The 19894-nt window shown below is 68.4% G+C and carries 19 protein-coding genes and 1 pseudogene; 11 read left to right on the top strand and 9 right to left on the bottom strand.

Annotation, left to right across the window (positions count from 1 at the left end; all coding sequences use genetic code 11):
* The first annotated feature begins 111 nt into the window (after positions 1-111).
* From O5M90_RS12655 to O5M90_RS12630, 6 genes are read left to right on the top strand one after another with little or no spacing between them, the layout of a single operon-like run.
* Positions 112-2283 carry a family 20 glycosylhydrolase gene (locus O5M90_RS12655; protein WP_269841324.1) on the top strand — a complete coding sequence of 724 codons (2172 nt, stop codon included), beginning with the start codon at positions 112-114 and terminating at the stop codon, positions 2281-2283.
* Positions 2280-3503, top strand: coding sequence for an ABC transporter substrate-binding protein (locus O5M90_RS12650; RefSeq protein ID WP_269841323.1), 1224 nt, complete (start codon positions 2280-2282; stop codon positions 3501-3503). Before O5M90_RS12655 ends, O5M90_RS12650 begins: the two co-directional genes overlap by 4 nt.
* Positions 3503-4396 carry a carbohydrate ABC transporter permease gene (locus tag O5M90_RS12645; protein ID WP_440402065.1) on the top strand — a complete coding sequence of 298 codons (894 nt, stop codon included), beginning with the start codon at positions 3503-3505 and terminating at the stop codon, positions 4394-4396. The genes O5M90_RS12650 and O5M90_RS12645 overlap by 1 nt, the downstream gene beginning before the upstream one ends.
* The gene (locus O5M90_RS12640; protein ID WP_440402064.1) at positions 4389-5204 is read left to right on the top strand and encodes a carbohydrate ABC transporter permease; all 816 of its coding nucleotides are present in this window, start codon (positions 4389-4391) and stop codon (positions 5202-5204) included. Before O5M90_RS12645 ends, O5M90_RS12640 begins: the two co-directional genes overlap by 8 nt.
* 6 nt (positions 5205-5210) lie before the next feature.
* Positions 5211-6311, top strand: coding sequence for an ABC transporter ATP-binding protein (locus O5M90_RS12635; RefSeq protein WP_269841321.1), 1101 nt, complete (start codon positions 5211-5213; stop codon positions 6309-6311).
* Positions 6312-6322: 11 nt separating this feature from the next.
* Positions 6323-7483, top strand: a complete 1161-nt coding sequence (locus O5M90_RS12630) for a lactonase family protein (RefSeq protein WP_269841320.1) — start codon at positions 6323-6325, stop codon at positions 7481-7483.
* Positions 7484-7495: 12 nt separating this feature from the next.
* On the opposite strand, the gene O5M90_RS12625 is transcribed toward O5M90_RS12630, so the two are convergent.
* The 4 genes from O5M90_RS12625 to O5M90_RS12610 form a co-directional block, all read right to left on the bottom strand.
* The gene (locus O5M90_RS12625; protein WP_137944788.1) at positions 7496-7744 is read right to left on the bottom strand and encodes a GlsB/YeaQ/YmgE family stress response membrane protein; all 249 of its coding nucleotides are present in this window, start codon (positions 7742-7744) and stop codon (positions 7496-7498) included.
* Between the two features lie 163 nt (positions 7745-7907).
* Complete coding sequence (locus tag O5M90_RS12620; RefSeq protein ID WP_269841319.1) at positions 7908-8525, bottom strand: HAD family hydrolase; 618 nt, start codon at positions 8523-8525, stop codon at positions 7908-7910.
* Positions 8526-8612: 87 nt separating this feature from the next.
* Positions 8613-8993: a hypothetical protein gene (locus O5M90_RS12615; protein ID WP_269841318.1), complete on the bottom strand. Its 381-nt coding sequence runs from the start codon at positions 8991-8993 to the stop codon at positions 8613-8615.
* A 228-nt stretch (positions 8994-9221) separates the two neighbouring features.
* The gene (locus O5M90_RS12610; protein ID WP_262970312.1) at positions 9222-9725 is read right to left on the bottom strand and encodes a hypothetical protein; all 504 of its coding nucleotides are present in this window, start codon (positions 9723-9725) and stop codon (positions 9222-9224) included.
* 167 nt (positions 9726-9892) lie between these two features.
* Between O5M90_RS12610 and O5M90_RS12605 the strand changes: the two genes are divergently transcribed.
* Entirely contained in the window at positions 9893-10633 is a 741-nt protein-coding gene (locus O5M90_RS12605) for a GntR family transcriptional regulator (protein ID WP_137944791.1), read from the top strand.
* On the opposite strand, the gene O5M90_RS12600 is transcribed toward O5M90_RS12605, so the two are convergent.
* Together O5M90_RS12600 and O5M90_RS12595 are read right to left on the bottom strand one after the other, a co-directional pair.
* On the bottom strand, positions 10577-11998 hold the full coding sequence (locus O5M90_RS12600; RefSeq protein WP_440402063.1) for an ATP-binding protein: 1422 nt from the start codon (positions 11996-11998) through the stop codon (positions 10577-10579). The two genes, O5M90_RS12605 and O5M90_RS12600, sit on opposite strands and share 57 nt — an antisense overlap.
* Complete coding sequence (locus tag O5M90_RS12595; RefSeq protein ID WP_137944793.1) at positions 11995-12660, bottom strand: response regulator transcription factor; 666 nt, start codon at positions 12658-12660, stop codon at positions 11995-11997. The genes O5M90_RS12600 and O5M90_RS12595 overlap by 4 nt, the downstream gene beginning before the upstream one ends.
* Before the next feature lie 196 nt (positions 12661-12856).
* Between O5M90_RS12595 and O5M90_RS12590 the strand changes: the two genes are divergently transcribed.
* Positions 12857-15580 (top strand): TonB-dependent receptor, encoded by a 2724-nt coding sequence (locus O5M90_RS12590; protein WP_269841315.1) that lies wholly within the window; start codon positions 12857-12859, stop codon positions 15578-15580.
* A 7-nt stretch (positions 15581-15587) separates the two neighbouring features.
* Here the strand turns inward: O5M90_RS12590 and O5M90_RS12585 are convergent.
* From O5M90_RS12585 to O5M90_RS12575, 3 genes and pseudogenes are all read right to left on the bottom strand, one after another.
* Positions 15588-15683, bottom strand: a pseudogene (locus O5M90_RS12585) (PEP-CTERM sorting domain-containing protein); the annotation flags it as partial.
* A gap of 881 nt (positions 15684-16564) precedes the next feature.
* A complete protein-coding gene (locus O5M90_RS12580) occupies positions 16565-17035 on the bottom strand; it encodes a CreA family protein (protein WP_137944795.1) in 471 nt (156 codons plus the stop codon).
* A 30-nt stretch (positions 17036-17065) separates the two neighbouring features.
* Positions 17066-17485 (bottom strand): VOC family protein, encoded by a 420-nt coding sequence (locus tag O5M90_RS12575; protein ID WP_269841313.1) that lies wholly within the window; start codon positions 17483-17485, stop codon positions 17066-17068.
* A gap of 202 nt (positions 17486-17687) precedes the next feature.
* Between O5M90_RS12575 and O5M90_RS12570 the strand changes: the two genes are divergently transcribed.
* From O5M90_RS12570 to O5M90_RS12560, 3 genes are all read left to right on the top strand, one after another.
* Positions 17688-18941: a PQQ-dependent sugar dehydrogenase gene (locus O5M90_RS12570; protein ID WP_269841312.1), complete on the top strand. Its 1254-nt coding sequence runs from the start codon at positions 17688-17690 to the stop codon at positions 18939-18941.
* Between the two features lie 99 nt (positions 18942-19040).
* Positions 19041-19229, top strand: coding sequence for a hypothetical protein (locus tag O5M90_RS12565; RefSeq protein ID WP_137944798.1), 189 nt, complete (start codon positions 19041-19043; stop codon positions 19227-19229).
* Entirely contained in the window at positions 19226-19891 is a 666-nt protein-coding gene (locus tag O5M90_RS12560; protein WP_137944799.1) for an OmpA family protein, read from the top strand. The genes O5M90_RS12565 and O5M90_RS12560 overlap by 4 nt, the downstream gene beginning before the upstream one ends.
* The last annotated feature ends 3 nt before the right edge of the window (positions 19892-19894 follow it).

Below are 19894 nucleotides of genomic sequence, written 5' to 3'. Positions count from 1 at the left end.
TGCTGAGCCACCTTGAAGGCAAGGCAGACGATAGTAGCGAGTGATGAATTTCTTCTCGGGGCCCTGCCTGCCCCCGGCCTGCTTTTGAACCGTCCCACACCCCTGACCCTGATGCCCTGGCCCAGGGAGCTGCGTTGGCTCGACCGTCTACTGGTCAGCGACAGCGGCCCGGAACTGCCGGCCACCCGTGCGACGCTGCGCCGCATCGCTGATTCCGGTGGCCTGACCCTGCTGCTCGACACCCCCGACGACGGCGCGCCGCCGCCGCCGGACATGGACGAGCGCTACCGCCTGGCGGTGCGCACGGATGGCATCGTGCTGCACGCCGCCACGGTGTTCGGCGCGCTGCGCGGCCTGCAGACGCTCAGCCAATTGCGTCAGCTGCGTGCCGAGGATGGCAAGACCTGTCCCTGCGTCGAGATCATCGACGCACCGGCCTACCCCTGGCGCGGCCTCTTGATCGATGTGGCGCGGCGCTGGCTGCCGCTGCCGGTGCTCAAGCGCCAGCTCGACGGCATGGCCGCCGCCAAGCTCAATGTGCTGCACTGGCATCTGACCGACGACCAGGGCTGGCGCCTGGCGTCCGAACGCTATCCGCGCCTGCAGAGCCATGCCGGCGGCGGGCAGTGCTACAGCCTGGAGGAGGCGCGCGAGCTGGTGGCCTATGCCAGCGAGCGCGGCATCCGCGTCGTGCCCGAGCTCGATGTGCCAGGCCACACGACGGCGCTGGCCGCCGCCTATCCCGAGCTGTTCAGCGCGCCGGGGCCTTACGAGATCGAGCGGGGCTTCGGTGTCTTCAAGCCCTGCCTCGATCCGCGCAAGCCCGAGGTCTACGAGTTCCTCGACCACATCCTGGCCGAGTGGGCCACGGTGTTCCCCGATCCCTTTGTGCATATCGGTGGCGACGAGGTCGAGGGCTGCCATTGGCAGGCGCTGGGCTTGGCGCCGCGCGCCACGCAGGCCTTGTTTAATCGCCGGCTGCTGGAGATCCTGGCCCGCCACGGCAAGACCATGCTGGGCTGGGACGAACTCGGCGAGGACGAGGCGCTGCCGGCCGAGGTGATGGTGCAGTCCTGGCGCGGGCCCGACAGCCTGGCCCGGCTGGCGCGGCGCGGCCATGCGGTGCTGTTGTCGGCCGGCTTCTATCTGGACCAGCCCCATGCCAGCGCCTATCACTGGCGCCGATCCATCCTGCCGCCGGCCGCGCCGCAGCTGCGCTGCCGGGCCGGCGAGCTGGCACGCCATTGGCGCCTGCACCTGGACCTGGGTGTGCAGCAGCTGCGCGCCGAGCTGGCGCTGATCGAGGACAAGGCCGGCCAATGGCGCGGCTGGATCGCTTTCGAGGGCCAGACGCCGTTGGCCCTGCAGACCCTGGCCTGGCGTGGTGCCGAGCTGTGCTTTGGCCTCGACACCTGGATGGGTGAGCTCAGCGCGAGGCTGCACGAGGAAGCGCAGTCGGCGCGGCTGCAGGGTGTGATTCGTATTGCCAATGTGCTTTACCCGGCCGAGGGCGAGGCCCTGTATGCGCCGGACCAACCGAGCGCGGCGCCGGCGCCGCTGGATGAGGCGGCGCTCGCGCGGGTGCGTGGGGCCGAGGCGGCGCTGTGGAGCGAGCTGGTCGACGCCCACAACATCGATCTGCGCCTGTGGCCGCGCCTGTTCGCGGTGGCCGAGCGCTTCTGGTCGGCCGCGCCGCCGCCCGGCGAGGCGGCCATGCTGCAGCGCCTGGACGCGGTCTCGCAGTGGGCCGTGCGCGAGCTTGGCCTGCAGCACGAGGCCCAGCATCGCCAGGGTCTGCTGGCCTTGGTGGACGGCGACGAGCGCGCGCTGGCCGAGCTGCAGCGCCTGGTGCGCCTGCTCGAGCCGGCCGGCTACTACGCCCGCCAGCACCGCAAAAAGCTCAGCGGACGCTACCACCTGGATGAGCCGTTGAACCGCCTGGCCGATGTGCTGCCGGCCGAGAACCGGCTGATGCAGGAGCTGGCGCGTGCACCCATCGATAGTGCGCGCTGGCGCGCGCTGCTGGCCGAAGACTGGGGCGGGCTGCCGGCCCTGCTGCGTGGCTACGCCGGTCTGGCGGCGCTGCTGCCGCTGGCCGAGCGTCTGCCCGGGCTGCGCGTGCTGGGCCTGGAGCTTCTGTATGCTGTCGAGCAGGGCCAGGTCTTGCCCGAGCCGCGGCGCTGCGCCGCCCAGCAAACGCTGGACGCCGCAGCGCCCATGGTCGACGAAGTGGTGCTGGCCCTGGTGCCGGCACTGGAGAGTCTGTTGGAGGCCTGTTCATGAGAGCGAGCCTGATGCTGCTGTGGCTGGGCCTGGCGCTGCCGGTGGCCGCCCAGCCCCTGGACCTGCTGCACTGGTGGACCTCGGGCAGCGAGGCCCAGACCCTGGCCGAAGTGCGCCAGACCGCGCGGGCGGCCGGGGTGGACTGGCGCGAGTCGCCGGTGGCCGGGGCCGGCAATGCCAACACCCTGCTGAAGACCCGCTTCCTATCCGGCCATCCGCCGGCGCTGGCCCAGCTCGACAAGGCGGTCTGGGTCTGGGGCGAGGCCGTGCCGCTGGCCGACCTGACGGCGGTGGCCCGGTCCCAGCGCTGGGGCCAGGTCTTGCCGGCGGCGATCTACACCGAGCTGCTCTACCAGGACAAGGCGGTGGCCGTGCCCATCAACGTGCACCGCCTCAACAGTCTGTGGAGCAACACGACCCTGCTCAAGCGCCATGGCCTGGCCGTGCCGCGCACATGGCCCGAGTTCTTCGCGGCCGCCGAGGTGCTGCAGTCGGCCGGCGTGATTCCGCTGGCCATAGGCGGGACGGTGGGCCAGCAGTTCAGCGTGTTCGCAAACGTCGTGCTGGGGCAGGGCGGGCCGGCCTTCTTCCGCCAGGCCCTGGTCAAGGGTGACGCGACGTTGCTGGGCGGGCCGCAGATGCTCGCGATGCTGCGCGACTTCAAGCGGGTCAAGCGCTATACCGATGCCGGCCAGGTCGGGCGTGACTGGGCCGTGGCCACCAGCCTGCTGATCCAGGGCAAGGCGGCAATGCAGTTCACCGGCGACTGGGCCAATGGCGAGTTCCTGAAGGCCGGCTGGGTGGCCGGGCGCGACTACGAATGCACGGCCGCGCCGGGCCATGGCGATCTGCACTACTTCGAGTTCGATCGCATCCTGTTCTTCAAGCCGGCCAGCCCGGCCCAGGCCCTCCAGCAGGCGCGGCTGGCCGAGGCCCTGCTGCAGCCCGAGGCCTCGACCCGCTTCGCGCGCAGCAAGGGCGGCATCCCGGTGCGGGTCGATGCCGACCTGGCGGGCTTCAACGCCTGCGCCCAGCGCTCCTATGCCGACTTCAAGAAGAGCGGCGCCGACGGCCGCCTGACCCTGGCCCTGGGCGCCCAGCTGCCCGAGGCCACCCACGGCGCCTACCGCGATGTGATCGCAGCCTTCTGGGCCGGCGATCGGATGACGGCCGAGCAGGCGCAGGCGCGCCTCGTGAAGGCGGCCCGAGTGGTCGATTGATGATGAAGCAGCTCTTTCAACGCCACCTGCCGCCGCTGCTGATCGCGCCCTCGCTGATCGTCTGCCTGCTGTTCTTCTACGGCTTCATGGCCTGGACCGGCTGGATCTCGCTGACCCGCTCGGGCCTGCTGCCCAGCAATGACTTCGTCGGCTGGATGCAGTACCAGCGTCTGTTTGCCGATGATCGCTGGTTGGGTGCGCTGGCCAATCTGGCCCGCTTCGCCGGCCTCTTCATCGCGATCCCGCTGGCCCTGGGACTGCTGCTGGCGGTGCTGCTGGACCAGAAGCTGCGCGCCGAGGGCGCGCTGCGCCTGATCTATCTGCACCCGATGGCACTGTCGCTGATCGTCACCGGCACGGTCTGGCGCTGGCTGCTGGACCCCGAGCTGGGCCTGCCGCAGGGTGTGCGCCAGCTCGGCTTCCCTGACTTTCGCTTCGACTGGCTGGCCGACGAGCAGATGGCGCTGTACACGCTGGTGATCGCGGCGGTCTGGCAGATCACCGGCTTTGTGATGGCGGTATTCCTGGCCGGCCTGCGCGGCGTGGACGACGCGGTGGTCAACGCCGCCCGGCTTGACGGCGCGCGCGGCTTCACGCTGTACCGCCGCATCCTGCTGCCGACCCTGGGCCCCAGCCTGTTCTCGGCCCTGCTGGTGCTGCTGCCGGCCTCGATCAAGAGTTTCGATCTGGTGGTGGCGCTGACCGATGGCGGGCCCGGCCACGCCAGCGAGCTGCCGGCCCTGTATATGTTCCAGATGGCTTTCGAGCGCAGCCGCCTCGGCCTGGGCGCGGCCAGCGCGATGGTGATGATGATGATGGTGTTGTCAATTGCACTGCCCTATGCCTATGCGCGTGGCCGTGCCAGCACGCGCCAGGGGGCAGGTCATGCTTAAGCGCAGCCTCGCCTATGCGCTGGCGGCGCTGTTTGCGATTTACTTCATCCTGCCGCTGGCCTTCATGCTCCTGAACTCCTTCAAGAGCGCGGCCGAGCTGCAGCAGGGTGGTTTCCTGGGCTGGCCCCAGGTGCCGGGTCTTGAGGGCTGGCGCCAGGCCTGGGCCGCCCTGGGCGGCAGCTTTGGCAACAGCCTGCTGCTGGCGCTGCCGGTGGTGGCGGCGTCCAGCCTGCTGGCGGCGCTGAACGGCTTCATCCTGTGCAAGTTCCGCTTTCGCGGTAGCGAGGCCATCTTCCTGCTGCTGCTGGTGGCGCTGTTCCTGCCGATCAAGGTCTATCTGCTGCCGCTGGCCATCAGCCTGGCCAGGCTGGGCCTGGACAAGTCACTGGGCGTCTTGATCGCCATCCATGTGATCTACAGCCTTCCGCTGGCGCTGTTCTTCCGCAACCATTACCTGGGCTTTCCGGACGAGCTGCTGCGCGCCGCGCGCATCGACGGCGCCGGCTTCTGGGCCCTGTTCACCCGCATCGTGCTGCCGCTGTCCAAGCCGGTGTTCGTCGTCGTCGTGATCCTGCAGTTCACGACGATCTGGAACGAATACCTGTTCGGCCTGGTCTTCACCGGCGACGGCGACCGGCCCATCACCGCCGCGCTGGCCCAGCTCGGCGCGGCCGGCGAGGGCGGGGTCAAGCAATACAACGTCGAGATGGCCGGCGCCCTGCTGGCGGCCCTGCCGACGCTGGCCGTCTACCTGCTGGCCGGCCGGCATTTCACCCGCGGCCTGGTGGCCGGTGCAGTAAAAGGTTGAGTACAGATGACCGGGCTTGCGATCAAGAATTTGAGCAAGGGCTTCGGTGCCCAGGCGGTGCTGAGGAATATAGAACTGGAGATTGCCGACGGCGAGTTCCTGATACTGGTCGGGCCTTCGGGCTGCGGCAAGTCCACGCTGTTGAACCTGATCGCCGGGCTGGAGACGCCGGACGCCGGCGAGATCCATATCGGCGGCCGGCGTGTTGAACGCTTAAGCCCGCAGGACCGCGATATCGCGATGGTGTTCCAGAGCTATGCGCTCTACCCGAATATGACGGTGGCGCAGAACCTCGGCTTCGGCCTGGAGATGCGTAAGGTGCCCAGGGCCGAGCGCGAGGCCACGGTGGCGCGCGTGGCCGAGATGCTGCAGCTGCAGACCCTGCTGGCGCGCCGGCCCGGCCAGCTCTCGGGCGGCCAGCGCCAGCGCGTCGCGATGGGGCGGGCGCTGGCCCGCTCGCCCAAGGTCTTTCTGTTTGACGAGCCGCTGTCCAATCTCGATGCCAAGCTGCGGGTGGAAATGCGCGCCGAGATCAAGCTGCTGCAGCAGCGCCTGGGCACGACCTCCGTCTATGTCACCCACGACCAGGTCGAGGCCATGACCCTGGGCCAGAAGATCGCGGTGATGAAGGACGGCCAGATCCAGCAGTTCGGCACGCCGGCCGAGATCTATGCCCGGCCGGCCAATGTCTTCGTCGCCGGCTTCATGGGCGCGCCGGCCATCAACTGGTTGCGCGTGCGCGTCGATGTCGAGGACGGCACGCCCTTGCTGCGCCTGGCCGGCGCCGGCAGTCGCATGGGCCTGGCGCTCGCCAACCCTCGTCTGGCCGCCTGGGCCGGTCGCGAGCTGCTGCTGGGCCTGCGGCCCGAGCTGATCGTCAATGCCCAGGGCGAGACGCCGCCGGGCGGCCATCGCTTCGAGGCGGTGGTCGAGTTGGTCGAGCCCACCGGTGCCGACACGTATGTGATGCTCGCGCTGGATGGCCAGCGCCTGTGCTGCCGCATCCAGCCCAGCTGCGGGGCCATGACCGGCGCCCCGCTGGCGCTGGACATCCTTCCCCACGAGTGCCTGCTGTTCGATCCGGACAGCGGCCTGCGGGTCGGCTAGGCTTGCTGACCATGATCAATCGTCGCCACACCCTGTTGCTGACTCTAGCCGCCCTGCCGATGACCGCTGCCGCCACTGCCTTCCCGAACCCGGCGCTGACCGTCTATATCGGCGGCTATGCCCCCAAATCCCGAGGCATCCATCGCTTTCGCCTCGACCCGGTCAGCGGAGCCTTGGCGCCGCAAGACCTGACCCCCAATGAACTGAGCCCCAGCTGGCTGGCGCTGGACGTCGGCCGCCGGGTGCTCTACAGCGCCAACGAGGCCGCTGCCTCGGTCAGCGCCTATGCGCTGGCGGCGGACGGCGCGCTGCGCCCGCTGGGCACGGCAGCCTCGGGCGGGGCCGGCCCGGTGCATCTGAGCCTGCATCCGGCGGGCCGCCATCTCTTCGTCGCCAACTATGGCGGGGCCTCGGTGGCCGTGCTGCCGCTGCTGGACCATGGCCGGCCGGGCCAGGCCGTCGAGGTGCGGCCTACCGCCTTCGCGCCGGAGTTGCGGCCCGGGCCGCAGCGCGCCGCGCGCGCCCCTGAGGGCAGTTTTGCGGTCAGCGGCCACGACGCCGCCCATGCCCATATGGCGGCCAGCGATCCCAGCGGACGCTTCGTGATCGCCTGCGATCTGGGCCTGGACCTGCTGATTGTCTGGCGCTTCGACGCCGCCACCGGCCGCCTGAGCGCGCCCCAGGCCACAGCGGTCTCGCCGGGTGCCGGGCCGCGTCACTTTGTCTTTCATCCGCAGCGCCCCGAGCTGGTCTATGTGCTCAACGAGGAAGCCTCGAGCTTGAGCTGGCTGCGCCTGGATGCAGCCGCGGGCCGGCTTGTGCCGCTGGGCGAGATCAGCGCGCTGCCGGCCGCTTTCAAGGGCACCAGCTTCGCGTCCGGCCTGCTCGTCTCCCCCGATGGGCGCCAGCTCTACAGCCTGAACCGCCTGCACGACAGCATCGCGATCTTCGATCTGCTGGCCGATGGCGCACCGCGCCTGCGCGGCCTGGAATGGACGCGCGGCAGCTATCCGCGCAGCGCCGCGCTGGATGCGAGCGGCCGCTGGCTGCTGGTCTGCAACCAGAACAGCGACCATGTGGCGGTGTTCGAGCGCAGCAGCGTTGACGGCGGGCTGCGCTTTGCCGAGCAGTACGGGGCGGTGGGCAGTCCGGCGGCAGTGGTGTTTGGCTGAGTTCGCAGCCGCTCAGCCCTTCTTCTTGATCGCGCCCCAGACGAGCAGCAGCACGACGGCACCGAGCACCGAGGCGATGAAGCCCGCGCCCTGGCCGGCGGTATACCAGCCCAGCGCCTGACCCAGATAGGTGGCGGCCAAGGCGCCGCCAATGCCGATCAGCGTGGTCACGATGAAGCCGGCCGAGTCGTCACCCGGCTTGACGGCACGCGCCACCAGCCCCGCAAGAAACCCGATCAAGATGGTCCAGACGATGCCCATGGCTGCTCTTCTTTCCTTCGAGGGTTGAGGCCGGACGGTATCGCGCGGCGCGATCATGATAGCGGCGCTGTCGGTGCGTTGCGGCTGCCTGGATGCGGGGGATGAAAACCCGAGGGGGTCAGGGCTTGCTGGCGAGGCTTGACCGAGCTTTCCTTGTCGGTGGCTATGAAGCAATCGTGGGCAGTCCGACAGACTGCATGAACGTCCTCAGACTTGCTGCCGAGACGAAGTGGTGGGATCGAATGCCCATGGCATTGGCAGCTGCGACGTTCGACGCTGTGTCGTCGATGAACACGGCATGTTGAGGTGGTGTGTTTGTCGCCGCAAGCGCATGCATGAAGATCTCCGGACTTGGTTTGGCGACACCGATGTCGCTGGAGTTGATGACGAAGTCCAGATGCTCGGTCAGGCCTAGGGCTGCGAGGTCGCGCGGCAGACGATCGGTGGCGTTGGTGATCAAGCCGACCGAGCAGTGCTCCCGCGAGACCATGACCATGTTCAGTACATCAAGGCTGACGGTTCCGACCGGCTTTGACCATGCGGTCACGGCGGCGTCAGCCCGACTGTTGGGATGGGAGGCAGCAAGCCGTCGTGCCACCTCAGCTCGCCACGCTTCATCGGTGATTCGGCCTGTGATGACCTGAGTGAGGAGATCCGAGGCAAACGCGGCTCTTGTGATCGAACCAACGGGCAACTGGTGCGCTTCCTCCAGATCCGAGTAGCCGCTGGGCCAGAGTCGAAGGACGCCGTCGAGATCAATGAATAGGGTGGCTGGACACACGGCGGTGCTTTTCAGTCTAGATAAGATGGTTTTATCCGTGACGCCGGGCGGGCATGAGGAGTGAAAGTCAATCCAACACCATGCCTATCAACCGCCACGCTCCTCAATGATCGGTTCATCGGTGCAGTAGGCGACGAGCACTTCGTGCGCTGTGACCAGGGCGAACGCAAGAAGGCCTTCGAATTGTTCGAGATCAAGGCCCAATGCAACTCGGAGTGCCGACGCTTCGACATTGCGCAGGAAGCCACCATCGCCTGCCTGGAGAAGCGCCGCGACTGCTGCGGGCAGTTCCTCCGTGACCGCGTGCGCGACAGGTCTTGCAAATCGAATGCCATATCGACGAGGCCCTCGCACAACGCGGCCCCCGTAGCCGACGATGAGTTCGTTGACTTCGGCCACTAAGGTGCGGCCGTCGTACACGCACCGATCAAGTTCCAGTTCGTGCAGTGAGTCGAGATCGGTATGCATGGCGGCTAGCTTTACGGTGCCGCGTGATTCACTGCGGCACGAAGAGGTTGTCGGGAAATCGGGTCCGGTCTCGACCGCTCAAGGCACAGATCGAAGGTCTGATCGCCGGTGGGGATGAAGGCCCGGACGAGCTTGCCGCCCCGATACTGTTCAATGATGCATTCGCTGTTCTTCATTCGCGTGTCCGAATTCAAGCCTTGAGCCTCGAGCGGGTCCAACAACGAGCGGTCATTTGAGCTTGGTGTCCTCGCGCTTTGCTTCCGCCATCGCCTCCGGTTCAAGTTCCTCGGCGTAGCGGTTCATGCGGATGAAGAAGCCCCAGCCCGCCAGCAGCACGCCGGCCGAGAGCACGATGGCGGCGGCGTACAGCATGTGCGCGGGGTCTTCGTGCGCGGCCTTGAAGGTGGCCACCAGACCCTCGATCGCCAGGGCCACGACCACGACGACGAGGAACCTCGACAGGAAACGCCGCACGCGGGTCGGCCCGCTGATGTGGGCGTCGCGCACGACCTCTTCCTCGGCAATGGTCTGCGCAATCTGCAGGGCCACCACGGCGGCGGCCAGCAGGCCGACCGCTTCAATGATCTGCAGCGCGGCCCCACGGTCCAGCCCGCCCTCGAAGGCCAGCCAGCCGACCTTGGCGGCAATCAGGGTGAGCATCAGCGCGGCGCAGGCAAAGAGGATCGCCATCAGGCCGTGGATGATGGGAAACGCGCGCAGCAGGGTTTTCATCGTCGGACCATGAGCAAGAATTTCAGGCGGAGGCTGCCACGCGCCTCAGAAGGCATCGGCAGGCGTCCTCGGATTGTTGCCGCAGATCGGTGCGCCGCAGGACCTTAATCCACTCTTAAAGCAATCTTGAGCCGGGCTGAAAGCCCGGCTGCGACAGTGGCGCCACCATGTCGCAGACGCTTGAAATCGAATCCCCCGCCGACTCGGCGCCGCTCTATATGCGCCTGATGCAGCAGTTGCTGGACGAGGTGCGGCAGGGCCGCTGGCAGACCGGCCTGCCCTCCGAGCGCAAGCTCTCGGACCGGCTGGCGGTGTCGCGGCACACGGCGCGGCGGGCCCTGGATCTGCTGTGCCAGCGCGGCATGCTGGAGCGCCGGCGGGGCTCGGGCACCTATCTGACCCAGCCGCTGGTGGACGCGGCGGCCCAGGCTCCGGCTCTGCAGCCGGTGCTGAGCCCGGCCGGCACCGGCCTGCCGCGCCACTGGCTGGTGCGCGAGGCCGACGCGGCCACGCCGGAGGAGTTGTTCGCGCTGGGCCTGTCGCCGCAGACGCCGGTGGCGCGGCTGCAGTGGCGCGAGGCGGCCGCCGCAACCGGTGCCGCAGCGGACCCGGGCTGGGCGGGACTGGAGAGCCGTTGCCTGGCCCTGCATCTGCTGCCCCGGCCGCAGCAGTTTGACGGCCGGCTGGAAGACTGGCTGGCCGAGCAAGGCTTGAGCCCGACGCGCGAGCTGCAGCGCCTGCGCGCCTGCAATGCGACGCCCGAGCAGGCGCGGCTGCTGGGACTGGCGCCGGGCGTCGCGCTGCTTCACATCACCCGCCAGAGCTATGGGCCGCGCGGCCAGGCCCTGGTGCTAAGCCACAGTTACCGGCTTGCGGACCAGGCCGGCCTGGTGATGGAGCTGCGCTGATGCCGGGCTCGGTGCGAACTCCAGCGTGACGCCCAGACCGCGGCCGCCCAGGCCGGGGCCCAGGCTGATGGCCGCGCGGTGGCGCGCCGCCACCTGCTCGACGATGGCCAGGCCCAGGCCGCTGCCGGGCTGGTCCTGGCCGGGCAGGCGGTAGAAGCGCTCGAACACCTTGGCGTGCAGGGCCGGCGGTATGCCCGGCCCGTCGTCGCTGACGCTGAGCCGCCAGCCCTCGGCCTCGCTGCCGTCCAGGCGCAGCAGCACCTGGGCGGCGCCGTACTTGATCGCGTTGTCGATCAGGTTGTCGAGCAGCGAGGCCATGCCCTCGCGGGCCAGCTGCAGCCAGGCCTCGTCCGGCCCCTGCAGCTCCAGCTCGACGCCTTGGCGATGCGCCAGCGGCGCCAGCAGTGCCAGCCGGTCGCGCAGCAGCGCGGCGAGATCCTGGCGGCTCAGCGCATTGCCCTCGGTCTCGGACTCGGCGCCGGAGCGCATCAGCGACAGCAGCTGATGCACCGTGTGCGTGATGCGCTGCACGCCCTCATGCAAGCCCTCGCGGGCCTGGGCGGCGGCCGGCGCGGCGCGCAGCAGGCGGTCGGCATTGACCTCGATGACGGCCAGCGGGGTCTTCAGCTCATGGGCCGCGTCCACAAGAAACTCGCGTTCGCGCGACAGGCGGCGCGAGAGCCGCGCCATCAGCCGGTTCACCGCATCGACCACCGGGGCCAGCTCGGCATAGGGCGTGTCAGGCAGCGGCGCCAGATCCTTGGCGTCGCGGCGCTCGATCTGGCGGCCGATGGCGCGCAGGGGCCGCAGGCCCTGGCGCAAGATCAGCCAGGCCGGCAGCAGCAGCAGCGGCAGGCTCATCAGCAGCGGGCGGGTGTAGTGCACCATGCCGGCATTGCTGAAATGCCAGGTGCCCGGCCGCTCCTGCCAGCGCCGGATCACCACGCGATCATCATCGCTGCGCACCTGGACATAGCTCCAGCCGCGGTCGGGCGGCAGTGTGGGCGGTGGGGTCAGCTCGGCCGCCTGTGCGCTGCGCAGCGGCGGGCTGCAGGCATAGACCTGGCGGCCATCGACCCACATCTGCAGATGGATCCATGGCGCGCTATAGCCCAGCGTCCACCAGTATTGGTGGCGCAGCTGCTCCTGGGTTTCTATGGCCTGGGCCAGTTGCTGGGGCCGGTCGCGCAGCGACTCGGCCAGCAGCAGCAGGCCGCGGGCGCGGCTGTCGTTCTCGGCCTTGGAGTAGCGCTGCTGCAGCACCTTGACCTCGTAGACCTCGAAGGCAATCAGCAGGCACCAGGCCAGCAGCAGCACCAGCGCAAATCCGGTCAGCATGCGCCCCAGCAGGGTGCGGCGCTTCATGGGCCGCTCTCGACCACGAAGCCGATGCCGCGCACGGTGCGCACATAGCCTTCGCCCAACTTTTTGCGCAGATTGAAGATGTGCACGTCCAGCGCCTGACCCTCGCTGTGCGGCAGCGCGCGGGCCTCCAGCTCGCGCCGGGTCAGCACCCGGTCGGGGTAGCGCATCAGGGTCTGCAGCAGCATGAACTCGGTGCGCGACAGATGCACGGTCTCGCCGGCGCGGGTCAGCATCATGCGGCCTTCGTCGAGCACCAGGTCCTTGCAGGCCCAGCGGCTGCCGGCGTCGCCATCGCTCCAGCGCCCGGCGCGGCGCGCCACCGCGCGCAGCCGGGCCAGCAGCTCGGGGATCACAAAGGGCTTGATCACATAGTCGTCGGCGCCCATGTCCAGGCCGTTGAGCCGGTCCTCGACGCCGTCGCGCGCGGTGATCACCAGGATGGGCACCTGCTTGCCCTGGGCGCGCAGCCGCCGCAGCAGCTCGAGCCCGTCACCGTCGGGCAGGCCGAGGTCCAGCAGCAGTGCGTCGAAGGGCTCGTCCTGCACCCAGTGCCGGGCATCGACGCTGCGCCGAACCCATACCACTTCGTGACCGGATTCCTGCAGCGCGGCCTGCAGGGCGCGCCCCAGCGCCAGATCATCCTCGACCAGACATACCCTCATGTCACCAATGTAGCCGAAGCCTCTTAAGGCGCCATTAAGGCGATGCTCAAGAAGCCTGAAAACTGGCTGGCGATATTGCTACCACTTCAAAACCAATTGCCGTCCGGTACGCATGCCGGCCGCTGCCGGTTTTGCAGTCAGCCTCGCAAGGCCTTGCCGCCTTCGTCCCGCCATCCAACAAGAGAACACAACACCGATGAGACACGCTACGGCCCCCCACAAACTCCCCGCCTACACACCCGCGCTGACGCCGCTGGCCCTGGCCGCCTGCCTGGCCCTGGGCACGGGCGCTGCTGCGGCGCAGCCAGCGCCGCCGGCTGCCAAGCCAACCGCGCTGGATGCGGTGGTCGTGACCGGCATCCGCGCCGCGCTCGAGCAGGCCCTGAACCAGAAGCGCCAGGCCGATGGTCTGGTCGAGGTGGTGACGGCCGAAGACGTGGGCAAGATGCCCGACAAGAACGTCGCCGATTCGATCCAGCGCCTGCCCGGCATCAATATCAGCTCGGCCGCCGGCGGCGAGGGCGGCTTCGACGAGAACGACCGCGTCAGCATCCGCGGCACCACGCCGACGCTGACCCAGACCCTGATCAACGGCCACGCCATCGGCACCGGCGACTGGTTCATCCTGAACCAGTTCGGCTCGGTGGGTCGCAGCGCCAGCTTCTCGCTGCTGCCCTCCGAGCTGGTCGGCAAGGTCACGGTGCACAAGAGTTCGCGCGCCGACCTGATCGAGGGCGGCACCGCCGGCACCGTCAATGTCGAGACCCGCAAGCCGCTGGAGTTCAAGAAGGCGCTGACCGTGTTCGCCTCGGCCCAGGCCGTGCACTCGGACAAGGCCGGCAAGACCGATCCGCAGCTGGCCGCGCTGGTGAACATCAAGAACGCGGCCGGCGATCTGGGCGCGCTGTTCCAGGTCTTCTCGCAGACCCGCCATGTGCGCCGCGACGGCCAGGAGATCCTGGGCTATGCCACCCTGGACGGCAGCGCCTGGGGCCACCAGCATGTGCTGGCCAGCAAGCCCGATCTGAAGGGCGTCAGCTACCCGACCATGATCGGCTCCAGCCTGTTCCAGCAGGAGCGCAAGCGCCAGGGCGGCGCCTTCGAGCTGCAGGGCAAGCTGGGCCGCGACCTGGTCCTGGGCCTGAACGGCTTCTACTCCAAGCTCGACGCGGCCAATTACAACGTCAACTACCTGGCCCGCCCGGACCGCCTGTTCGACGGCCGCGCGCCCGACCCGAATACCCCCGGCGACACGGGCGTCAACGGCCTGGCGCCGTCCAGGTACGTGGTCAGCAACGGCCTGCTCAGCAGCGCCAGCTGGGACAAGACGGCGCTGGCGGTGGCCGAGGTCGACAGCATCTACCGCCCCGGCTCCAAGGCCGAGAGCTCCTATCTGAACCTGGACGGCAAGTATCAGTTCAGCGATGCGCTGGTCCTGACGGCACAACTGGGCCGCACCCGCGGCGTCGGCGAGACCACCGAGGAGCATGCCTATGCCGCCGACCTGGCCAACTCCGGCCTGGGCTATGGCCTGAACGGCATGAAGCCGGCCCATGTCGAGTTCCCGGGCGCCAATCCGGCCGACTTCAAGCAGACCGGTTTCAACTGGCTGTGGGGCCGCCAGAGCAAGTCGCTGGACAGCGAGAGCTATGGCCAGATCGATGCCGACTGGACGCTGGACCGCGGCGTGCTGGAGTCGGTCAAGTTCGGCGCCCGCTTTGCCTCGCATGAGCGCGATGTCAAAGTGCCGATCCAGGCGCGCCCTTCGCTCAATGGCGTCAAGGGGGCGCCGAACTGGTCGGGCGGCAAATACCCTGGCGACTTCGGCGGCGGCCTGGGCGGGCCGGTGCTGAAGGACTTGTGGCTGCTGGACCCTGCGGCCATCCGCGACTGGTCGCTGGCCAACCGCTATGCCGACCCGGTGGTGCGCCATGAATGGCCGGCCGAGTTCGAGCTCAAGGAAGACACCCGGGCCGGCTATCTGATGGCCCAGCTCTCGGGCACGGGCTGGCGCGGCAATGTGGGCCTGCGCGTCGTCAAGACCACGCAGGAGACCTTGATCAATGTGGCCGGCGGCGCCAAGCCCATCGTGGGCTCGGCCTGGGGCAAGTACAGCCAGGTCCGCAGCGAGCGCAGCTACACCGACTACCTGCCCAGCGCCAGCCTGCGCTACGAGCTGGACCGCAATCTGCTGCTGCGCGCCTCGGCCTCGCGCACGATGACGCGGCCCGACTTCAGTGCCCTGGGCGGCTCGGTCGGCCTGAACGACGACACGCTGACGGCCTCCGGCGGCAATCCGCAGCTCAACCCGGTGCGCTCTAACAACTTCGATCTGTCGGCCGAGTGGTACTTCGCGCCGCGCTCGCTGCTGTCGGCCGGCGTCTTCTATATGGACATGGGCTCCTACGTCAGCTACGGCAGCTACAAGGCCGACTTCTTCAACGACAAGCAGGGTGTGGTGCGCAGCTACACGGTGACCGCGCCCATCAATGTGTCGGCCAAGAACAAGGGCCTGGAGCTGGCCGTGCAGGCGCCGCTGTTCGGCAACTTCGGCGGCAATGCCAACTACACCTATGCCGACGGCGAGGACAGCGCCGGCCAGGACCTGGTCGGCGCCTCCAAGCACAGCTACAACCTGGGCGCCTACTACGAAGATGCGAAATGGAATGCGCGGCTGAACTACACCTACCGCAGCTCATTCCTGGCCGGCATCGACCGCAGCTTCGCCCAGCATATGGACGCCAGCGGCACCCTTTCCGCCTCGCTGAGCTACAAGTTCAGCGATCAGCTGAGCTTCACGTTCGACGCCCTCAATCTGAACAACCCGACGCTGAAGTACTACGGCAACAACAAGAACCAGCTGCGTTCGCTGTACAACAGCGGCCGGCAGTTCTACTTCGGCGTGCGGGCGCAGTTCTAAGCAGGGCTCAGGCGCGGTGGCGACGCCGCGCCAGCCCGGCCAGCAGCGCCAGGCCGCCCAGCATCAGCGCGTAAGTCCCGGGCTCGGGCACGGCGGCGGTCGGCGCAACCATCGCGATGCCGCCGCCGAAGCTCAGGCCGTTGCGGCCTACCGGCAGGTCGGGGTCGCCGATCTGCGGCGGCAGCGGGTTGATGATGATGTTGTCGGTGCCCATGCGGGTCACCAGGGTCCAGGCCGCCTGGTCCGGGCCCAGCATCTTGCCGGCCTCGGCCTCGAAGCCGAAGCCCAGGCCGGCGCAGCCCTCGTTCCACAGCAGCAGCCCGCAGCTGGTGCCGCCGAACTTGGCACTGGCCTCCGGGTTGGCCATGTTCTCGATCAGCGAGTCGCGGTTCAGCCAGGTGGTCGGTGCGATCGCGCTATTGGCCATGTGCTCGGCCGGGTCGGCCACGCCGTCGGTGTTCACATACCACTGCAGGATGCGGTAGGGCGAGTCGAAGCTGGCGTCGCCGGTGGTGTTGACCCAGGCGCCGGGCTGCTGGCTGGGATCGATGAAGCGATAGGACCAGCCGTCCGGCTGGAAGATCGTGTCCTGCTTGATCGCGCTCAGCGCGAACGGGGTCAGGATGGGCGCCTCATAGGTGCGCAGCATCGGCATGTCGCTTCGCCAGTCGCGCTTCCAGCTGTTGGGGCCGGTCTGGCTCCATTGCTCCTGGAAGGCTTCGGTGCCCAGATTGATCACCGCGTACTGGAACAGCTTGGTGCTGGCGTTCAGGTCTTCGGTGAACCAGGCGGTGGCGTAGTCCTGGGTGTAGGGGCCGGGGGTGGGGAAGAGTTCGGCCGGGTTGGCCAGCGCGGCGCCGCCGCAGACGCTCAGGCCGAGCACGGCCGTTTTCAGGAACGAGGTTTTCATTGGATGGGGGCAAGATTTGACCCCCGGCATTCTGTCCGGCCTCGCTCCGATTGCAGCCCCCACTCTTGGGGGTGTCAGCGCATCGGTATCGGCGTGGCCCGGTCCACCGGCACGGCGGTGACGCTGTTCTGCGGCGAGCCCTCGATGACCCGGTCCGAGTAGGTCAGGTAGACCAGGGTGTTGCGCTTGGCGTCGACCATGCGGACGATGCGCAGCTTCTTGAACACCAGCGAGATGCGCTCGTTGAACACCTCCTCCTGCTGCGCCAGCGGCTTGGCAATGCTGATAGGCCCGACCTGGCGGCAGGCGATCGAGGCCTCGGCCTTGTCCTCGGCCAAGCCCAGTGCGCCCTTGATGCCGCCGGTCTTGGCGCGCGAGACATAGCAGGCAACACCTGACACCTTGGGGTCGTCATAGGCATCGACGACGATCTTGTGATCCGGCCCGAGGAACTTGAACACCGTGTCCACCTCGCCCACCGGCTCGGCCTGCACGCAGGCGGCCAGCGCCGCCAGTCCCAGCAGGGACAGCCATACTTTTTTCATCTCGGAAGCTCCTTGTTGTCAAGACGTTCTTCAGTGGGCAAGACCCGGTCCCTTGAGTTCGATCTGGTTGCCGTCCGGGTCGGCCAGATAGAGCGAGGGGCCGTCGCCCTCGGCGCCGAAGTTGATCTGGGCCGCGGCGCTGCGCGGCAAACCGTGGGCGAGCAGGTGCTCGATGATGGCCGCCTCGTCGAAGGGCTCGATGCGCAGGCAGACATGGTCCATATTGCGGCCTTGCTCGGCCGCGGCGGCGCCGCCCTTGCGACCGAGCGGGCCGTCGACCGAGATCAGGTCGATCAGCGAGCTGCCGGCACGCAGATGCACCAGGCCCAGATCGTCCCGCCGCCTGAGCACCTCGCAGGCCAGCAGCTCGGCATAGAAGCGGATCGAGCGTTCCAGGTCCTGGACACGCAGCACGATATGGTCGATGCGTTGCACTGAAAACGGCGGCACGGGGGCTCCCTTGATGGTGGGCGATGGCGCCATTGTGGACGAGGCCCGCTCCCCGGCTAGGGGACCGATTGCACGGCACTCGCTTACAAACCGTCACGGTCTGCGCCTACAAAGAACCCGGGCTGCCGCGCTAAATTCGGCAGGCGGCCATCTGCCGCACCGGGTCGACGCGCCCTGGCAGCGTCCCGCAAGGAGCTTGGTCATGGCCGTCAGCTTTTCTGGCAAGTGGATGATGGTGCGGGCCTTGCTGCCCGGTCTGTTGTGGCTGGCGACCGGTGCCGCGCAGGCGCTGGGCGGCCAGGTCGTGGTCGCCAACGGGCTGAATCAGCCCCTGCTGCTGAGCGCGCCCGGCGGCGATGCGCGTCTGTTCGTCGTCGAGAAGGGCGGGCTGATCCGCACGATCTCGGGCGGCGTGCTGCAGGCCACGCCCTTTCTCGACCTGTCGAGCCAGGTGGCGACCGGCGGTGAGCGCGGCTTGCTGGGGCTGGCCTTCGATCCCGGTTTTGCCGACAACGGTCGCTTCTATGTGAACTATGTGGACAAGACCACGCTCAACACCGTGGTGGCGCGCTACCAGGTGGCCGGAGGCGTCGTCGACGCGGGCTTGGCTCAGCCCATTCTGAGCATCGCCCAGCCCGGCTTTGACAACCACAAGGGCGGCTGGATGGGTTTTCGCCCCGGCGATGCGAGGAACCTCTACATCGCCACCGGTGACGGCGGCAGCGGCAACGACCCCGGCAACAACGCGCAGAATCCGCAAAGCCTGCTCGGCAAGATGCTGCGCATCGATGTCAGCGGCAATACGGCCGGTTATGCGATCTCGGGCGACAACCCCTTCGCCGGCCGCAGCGATGTGGCCCCCGAGATCTGGGCCCTGGGCCTGCGCAACCCGTTTCGCAACAGCTTTGATCGCCAGACCGGCGACTTCTGGATCGCCGATGTGGGCCAGGGCCAGCGCGAGGAGATCAACTTCGAGGCCAGCGGCGATGCCGGTGGCCACAACTATGGCTGGCGTCTGCGCGAGGGCACGATCGCGACCCCCGGTGTCGGCGGCAACGCGCCCGGGCTGACCGAGCCGGTGTTCGACTACGGGCATCTGGGCAGCCCCGGCGGCCTGGGCAACTCGATCACCGGCGGCTATGTCTACCGCGGCCCCAGCATTGCCGATGCCGACGGCCGCTACTTCTTCGGCGACTTCATCAGCAACCGCATCTTCTCCTTTGCGATCGGTGCGGGCGGGGCGCCCAGCGATCTGCGCGACGACACCGAGGCCTTCATCGGCGGCAGCGGCCTGAGCGGGCTGGCCTCCTTCGGCGAGGACGGCAATGGCGGGCTCTATGCGGTGGGCATCAACGGCGTGGTGGTGCGTCTGGTGCCCGAACCGGCGTCCTATGCGATGCTGCTGCTGGGCCTGGCCGGCCTGGTCTGGCTGCGCCGGCGCGGCGGGCCTGTATGAATTTGCAAATGGGTTCCTGTCCTACAGCCGCGCCCAGGGGCGAGCGCGATACTGGCCGCCATCGAATGGAGTTTTGTGATGGAGTTTGACGAGAGCTTGATGGAGCGATATCGACGGCTGCAGCAAGACCTGGCACGCGCCTACCGCGAGCTGCCATGGCAGAGCAGCCAGATCGACCGCATCGCCGACGAACTGCAGGCCACCGAGCAGGCCCTGGCGCAGCAGGTCTGCGCCCCCTTGCCGCCCCCCGATACCCATAAATTCAACGCCTGGAGCCATTGCCCATGAAGCCCATCCTTCGTCCCTCGTTCCGCCGCCCCGCTTTGATGGCGGCCACGCTGTCTATCGCCTTGCTGGCCGCCGGCTGCGCCTCGATGAGCGAGCGTGAGCAGGGCACGGCCAAGGGCGCTGCGGTCGGCGCCGTGGCCGGCGCCATCCTGGGCTCGGCCACCGGCGGCAAGGCCGGGCAGAGCGCGGTGATCGGCGGCGCCATCGGTGCGGTGGCCGGCAACCTCTGGTCCAAGCATCTGGAAGACAAGCGCAAGGCCCTGGCCACGGCCAGTGCCGGCACCGGCATCGAGGTCGACCGCACGGCCGACAACCAGCTCAAGCTGAACGTGCCCAGCGACTTCTCCTTCGATGTCGGTCGCGCCGACATCAAGCCGCAGATGCGCCCGGTGCTCGACGAGATCGGCCGCAACCTCGACCCCAAGGTGCGGGTGACCGTGGTCGGCCATACCGACAGCACCGGCAGCGACGCGATCAACGAGCCCCTGGCCATGGACCGTGCCGAATCGGTGCGCGACTACCTCGCCAACCGTGGCGTCAGCCGCAGCCGCATGGCGGTCGAAGGCCGGGGCGCGCGCGAGCCGGTCGCCAGCAATGCCAACGACGCCGGTCGCGCGCAGAACCGTCGCGTCGAGATCTTCCTGGCCGAGCCGGCGAGCTGAGGG

This window comes from Paucibacter sp. M5-1, from assembly GCF_027498415.2.
Taxonomy (GTDB): domain Bacteria; phylum Pseudomonadota; class Gammaproteobacteria; order Burkholderiales; family Burkholderiaceae_C; genus Roseateles_E.
This window is presented reverse-complemented; position numbering and strand designations above follow the sequence as displayed.

Excerpts from the sequence above, each read along its gene's own strand:
- O5M90_RS12655 (WP_269841324.1), top strand. The coding sequence starts at position 112 with ATGCCCTGGCCCAGGGAGCTGCGTTGGCTCGACCGTCTACTGGTCAGC.
- O5M90_RS12650 (WP_269841323.1), top strand. The coding sequence starts at position 2,280 with ATGAGAGCGAGCCTGATGCTGCTGTGGCTGGGCCTGGCGCTGCCGGTG.
- O5M90_RS12645 (WP_440402065.1), top strand. The coding sequence starts at position 3,503 with ATGATGAAGCAGCTCTTTCAACGCCACCTGCCGCCGCTGCTGATCGCG.
- O5M90_RS12640 (WP_440402064.1), top strand. The coding sequence starts at position 4,389 with ATGCTTAAGCGCAGCCTCGCCTATGCGCTGGCGGCGCTGTTTGCGATT.
- O5M90_RS12635 (WP_269841321.1), top strand. The coding sequence starts at position 5,211 with ATGACCGGGCTTGCGATCAAGAATTTGAGCAAGGGCTTCGGTGCCCAG.
- O5M90_RS12630 (WP_269841320.1), top strand. The coding sequence starts at position 6,323 with ATGATCAATCGTCGCCACACCCTGTTGCTGACTCTAGCCGCCCTGCCG.
- O5M90_RS12625 (WP_137944788.1), bottom strand. The coding sequence starts at position 7,744 with ATGGGCATCGTCTGGACCATCTTGATCGGGTTTCTTGCGGGGCTGGTG.
- O5M90_RS12615 (WP_269841318.1), bottom strand. The coding sequence starts at position 8,993 with ATGCATACCGATCTCGACTCACTGCACGAACTGGAACTTGATCGGTGC.
- O5M90_RS12610 (WP_262970312.1), bottom strand. The coding sequence starts at position 9,725 with ATGAAAACCCTGCTGCGCGCGTTTCCCATCATCCACGGCCTGATGGCG.
- O5M90_RS12605 (WP_137944791.1), top strand. The coding sequence starts at position 9,893 with ATGTCGCAGACGCTTGAAATCGAATCCCCCGCCGACTCGGCGCCGCTC.
- O5M90_RS12600 (WP_440402063.1), bottom strand. The coding sequence starts at position 11,998 with ATGAAGCGCCGCACCCTGCTGGGGCGCATGCTGACCGGATTTGCGCTG.
- O5M90_RS12595 (WP_137944793.1), bottom strand. The coding sequence starts at position 12,660 with ATGAGGGTATGTCTGGTCGAGGATGATCTGGCGCTGGGGCGCGCCCTG.
- O5M90_RS12590 (WP_269841315.1), top strand. The coding sequence starts at position 12,857 with ATGAGACACGCTACGGCCCCCCACAAACTCCCCGCCTACACACCCGCG.
- O5M90_RS12580 (WP_137944795.1), bottom strand. The coding sequence starts at position 17,035 with ATGAAAAAAGTATGGCTGTCCCTGCTGGGACTGGCGGCGCTGGCCGCC.
- O5M90_RS12570 (WP_269841312.1), top strand. The coding sequence starts at position 17,688 with ATGGCCGTCAGCTTTTCTGGCAAGTGGATGATGGTGCGGGCCTTGCTG.
- O5M90_RS12565 (WP_137944798.1), top strand. The coding sequence starts at position 19,041 with ATGGAGCGATATCGACGGCTGCAGCAAGACCTGGCACGCGCCTACCGC.
- O5M90_RS12560 (WP_137944799.1), top strand. The coding sequence starts at position 19,226 with ATGAAGCCCATCCTTCGTCCCTCGTTCCGCCGCCCCGCTTTGATGGCG.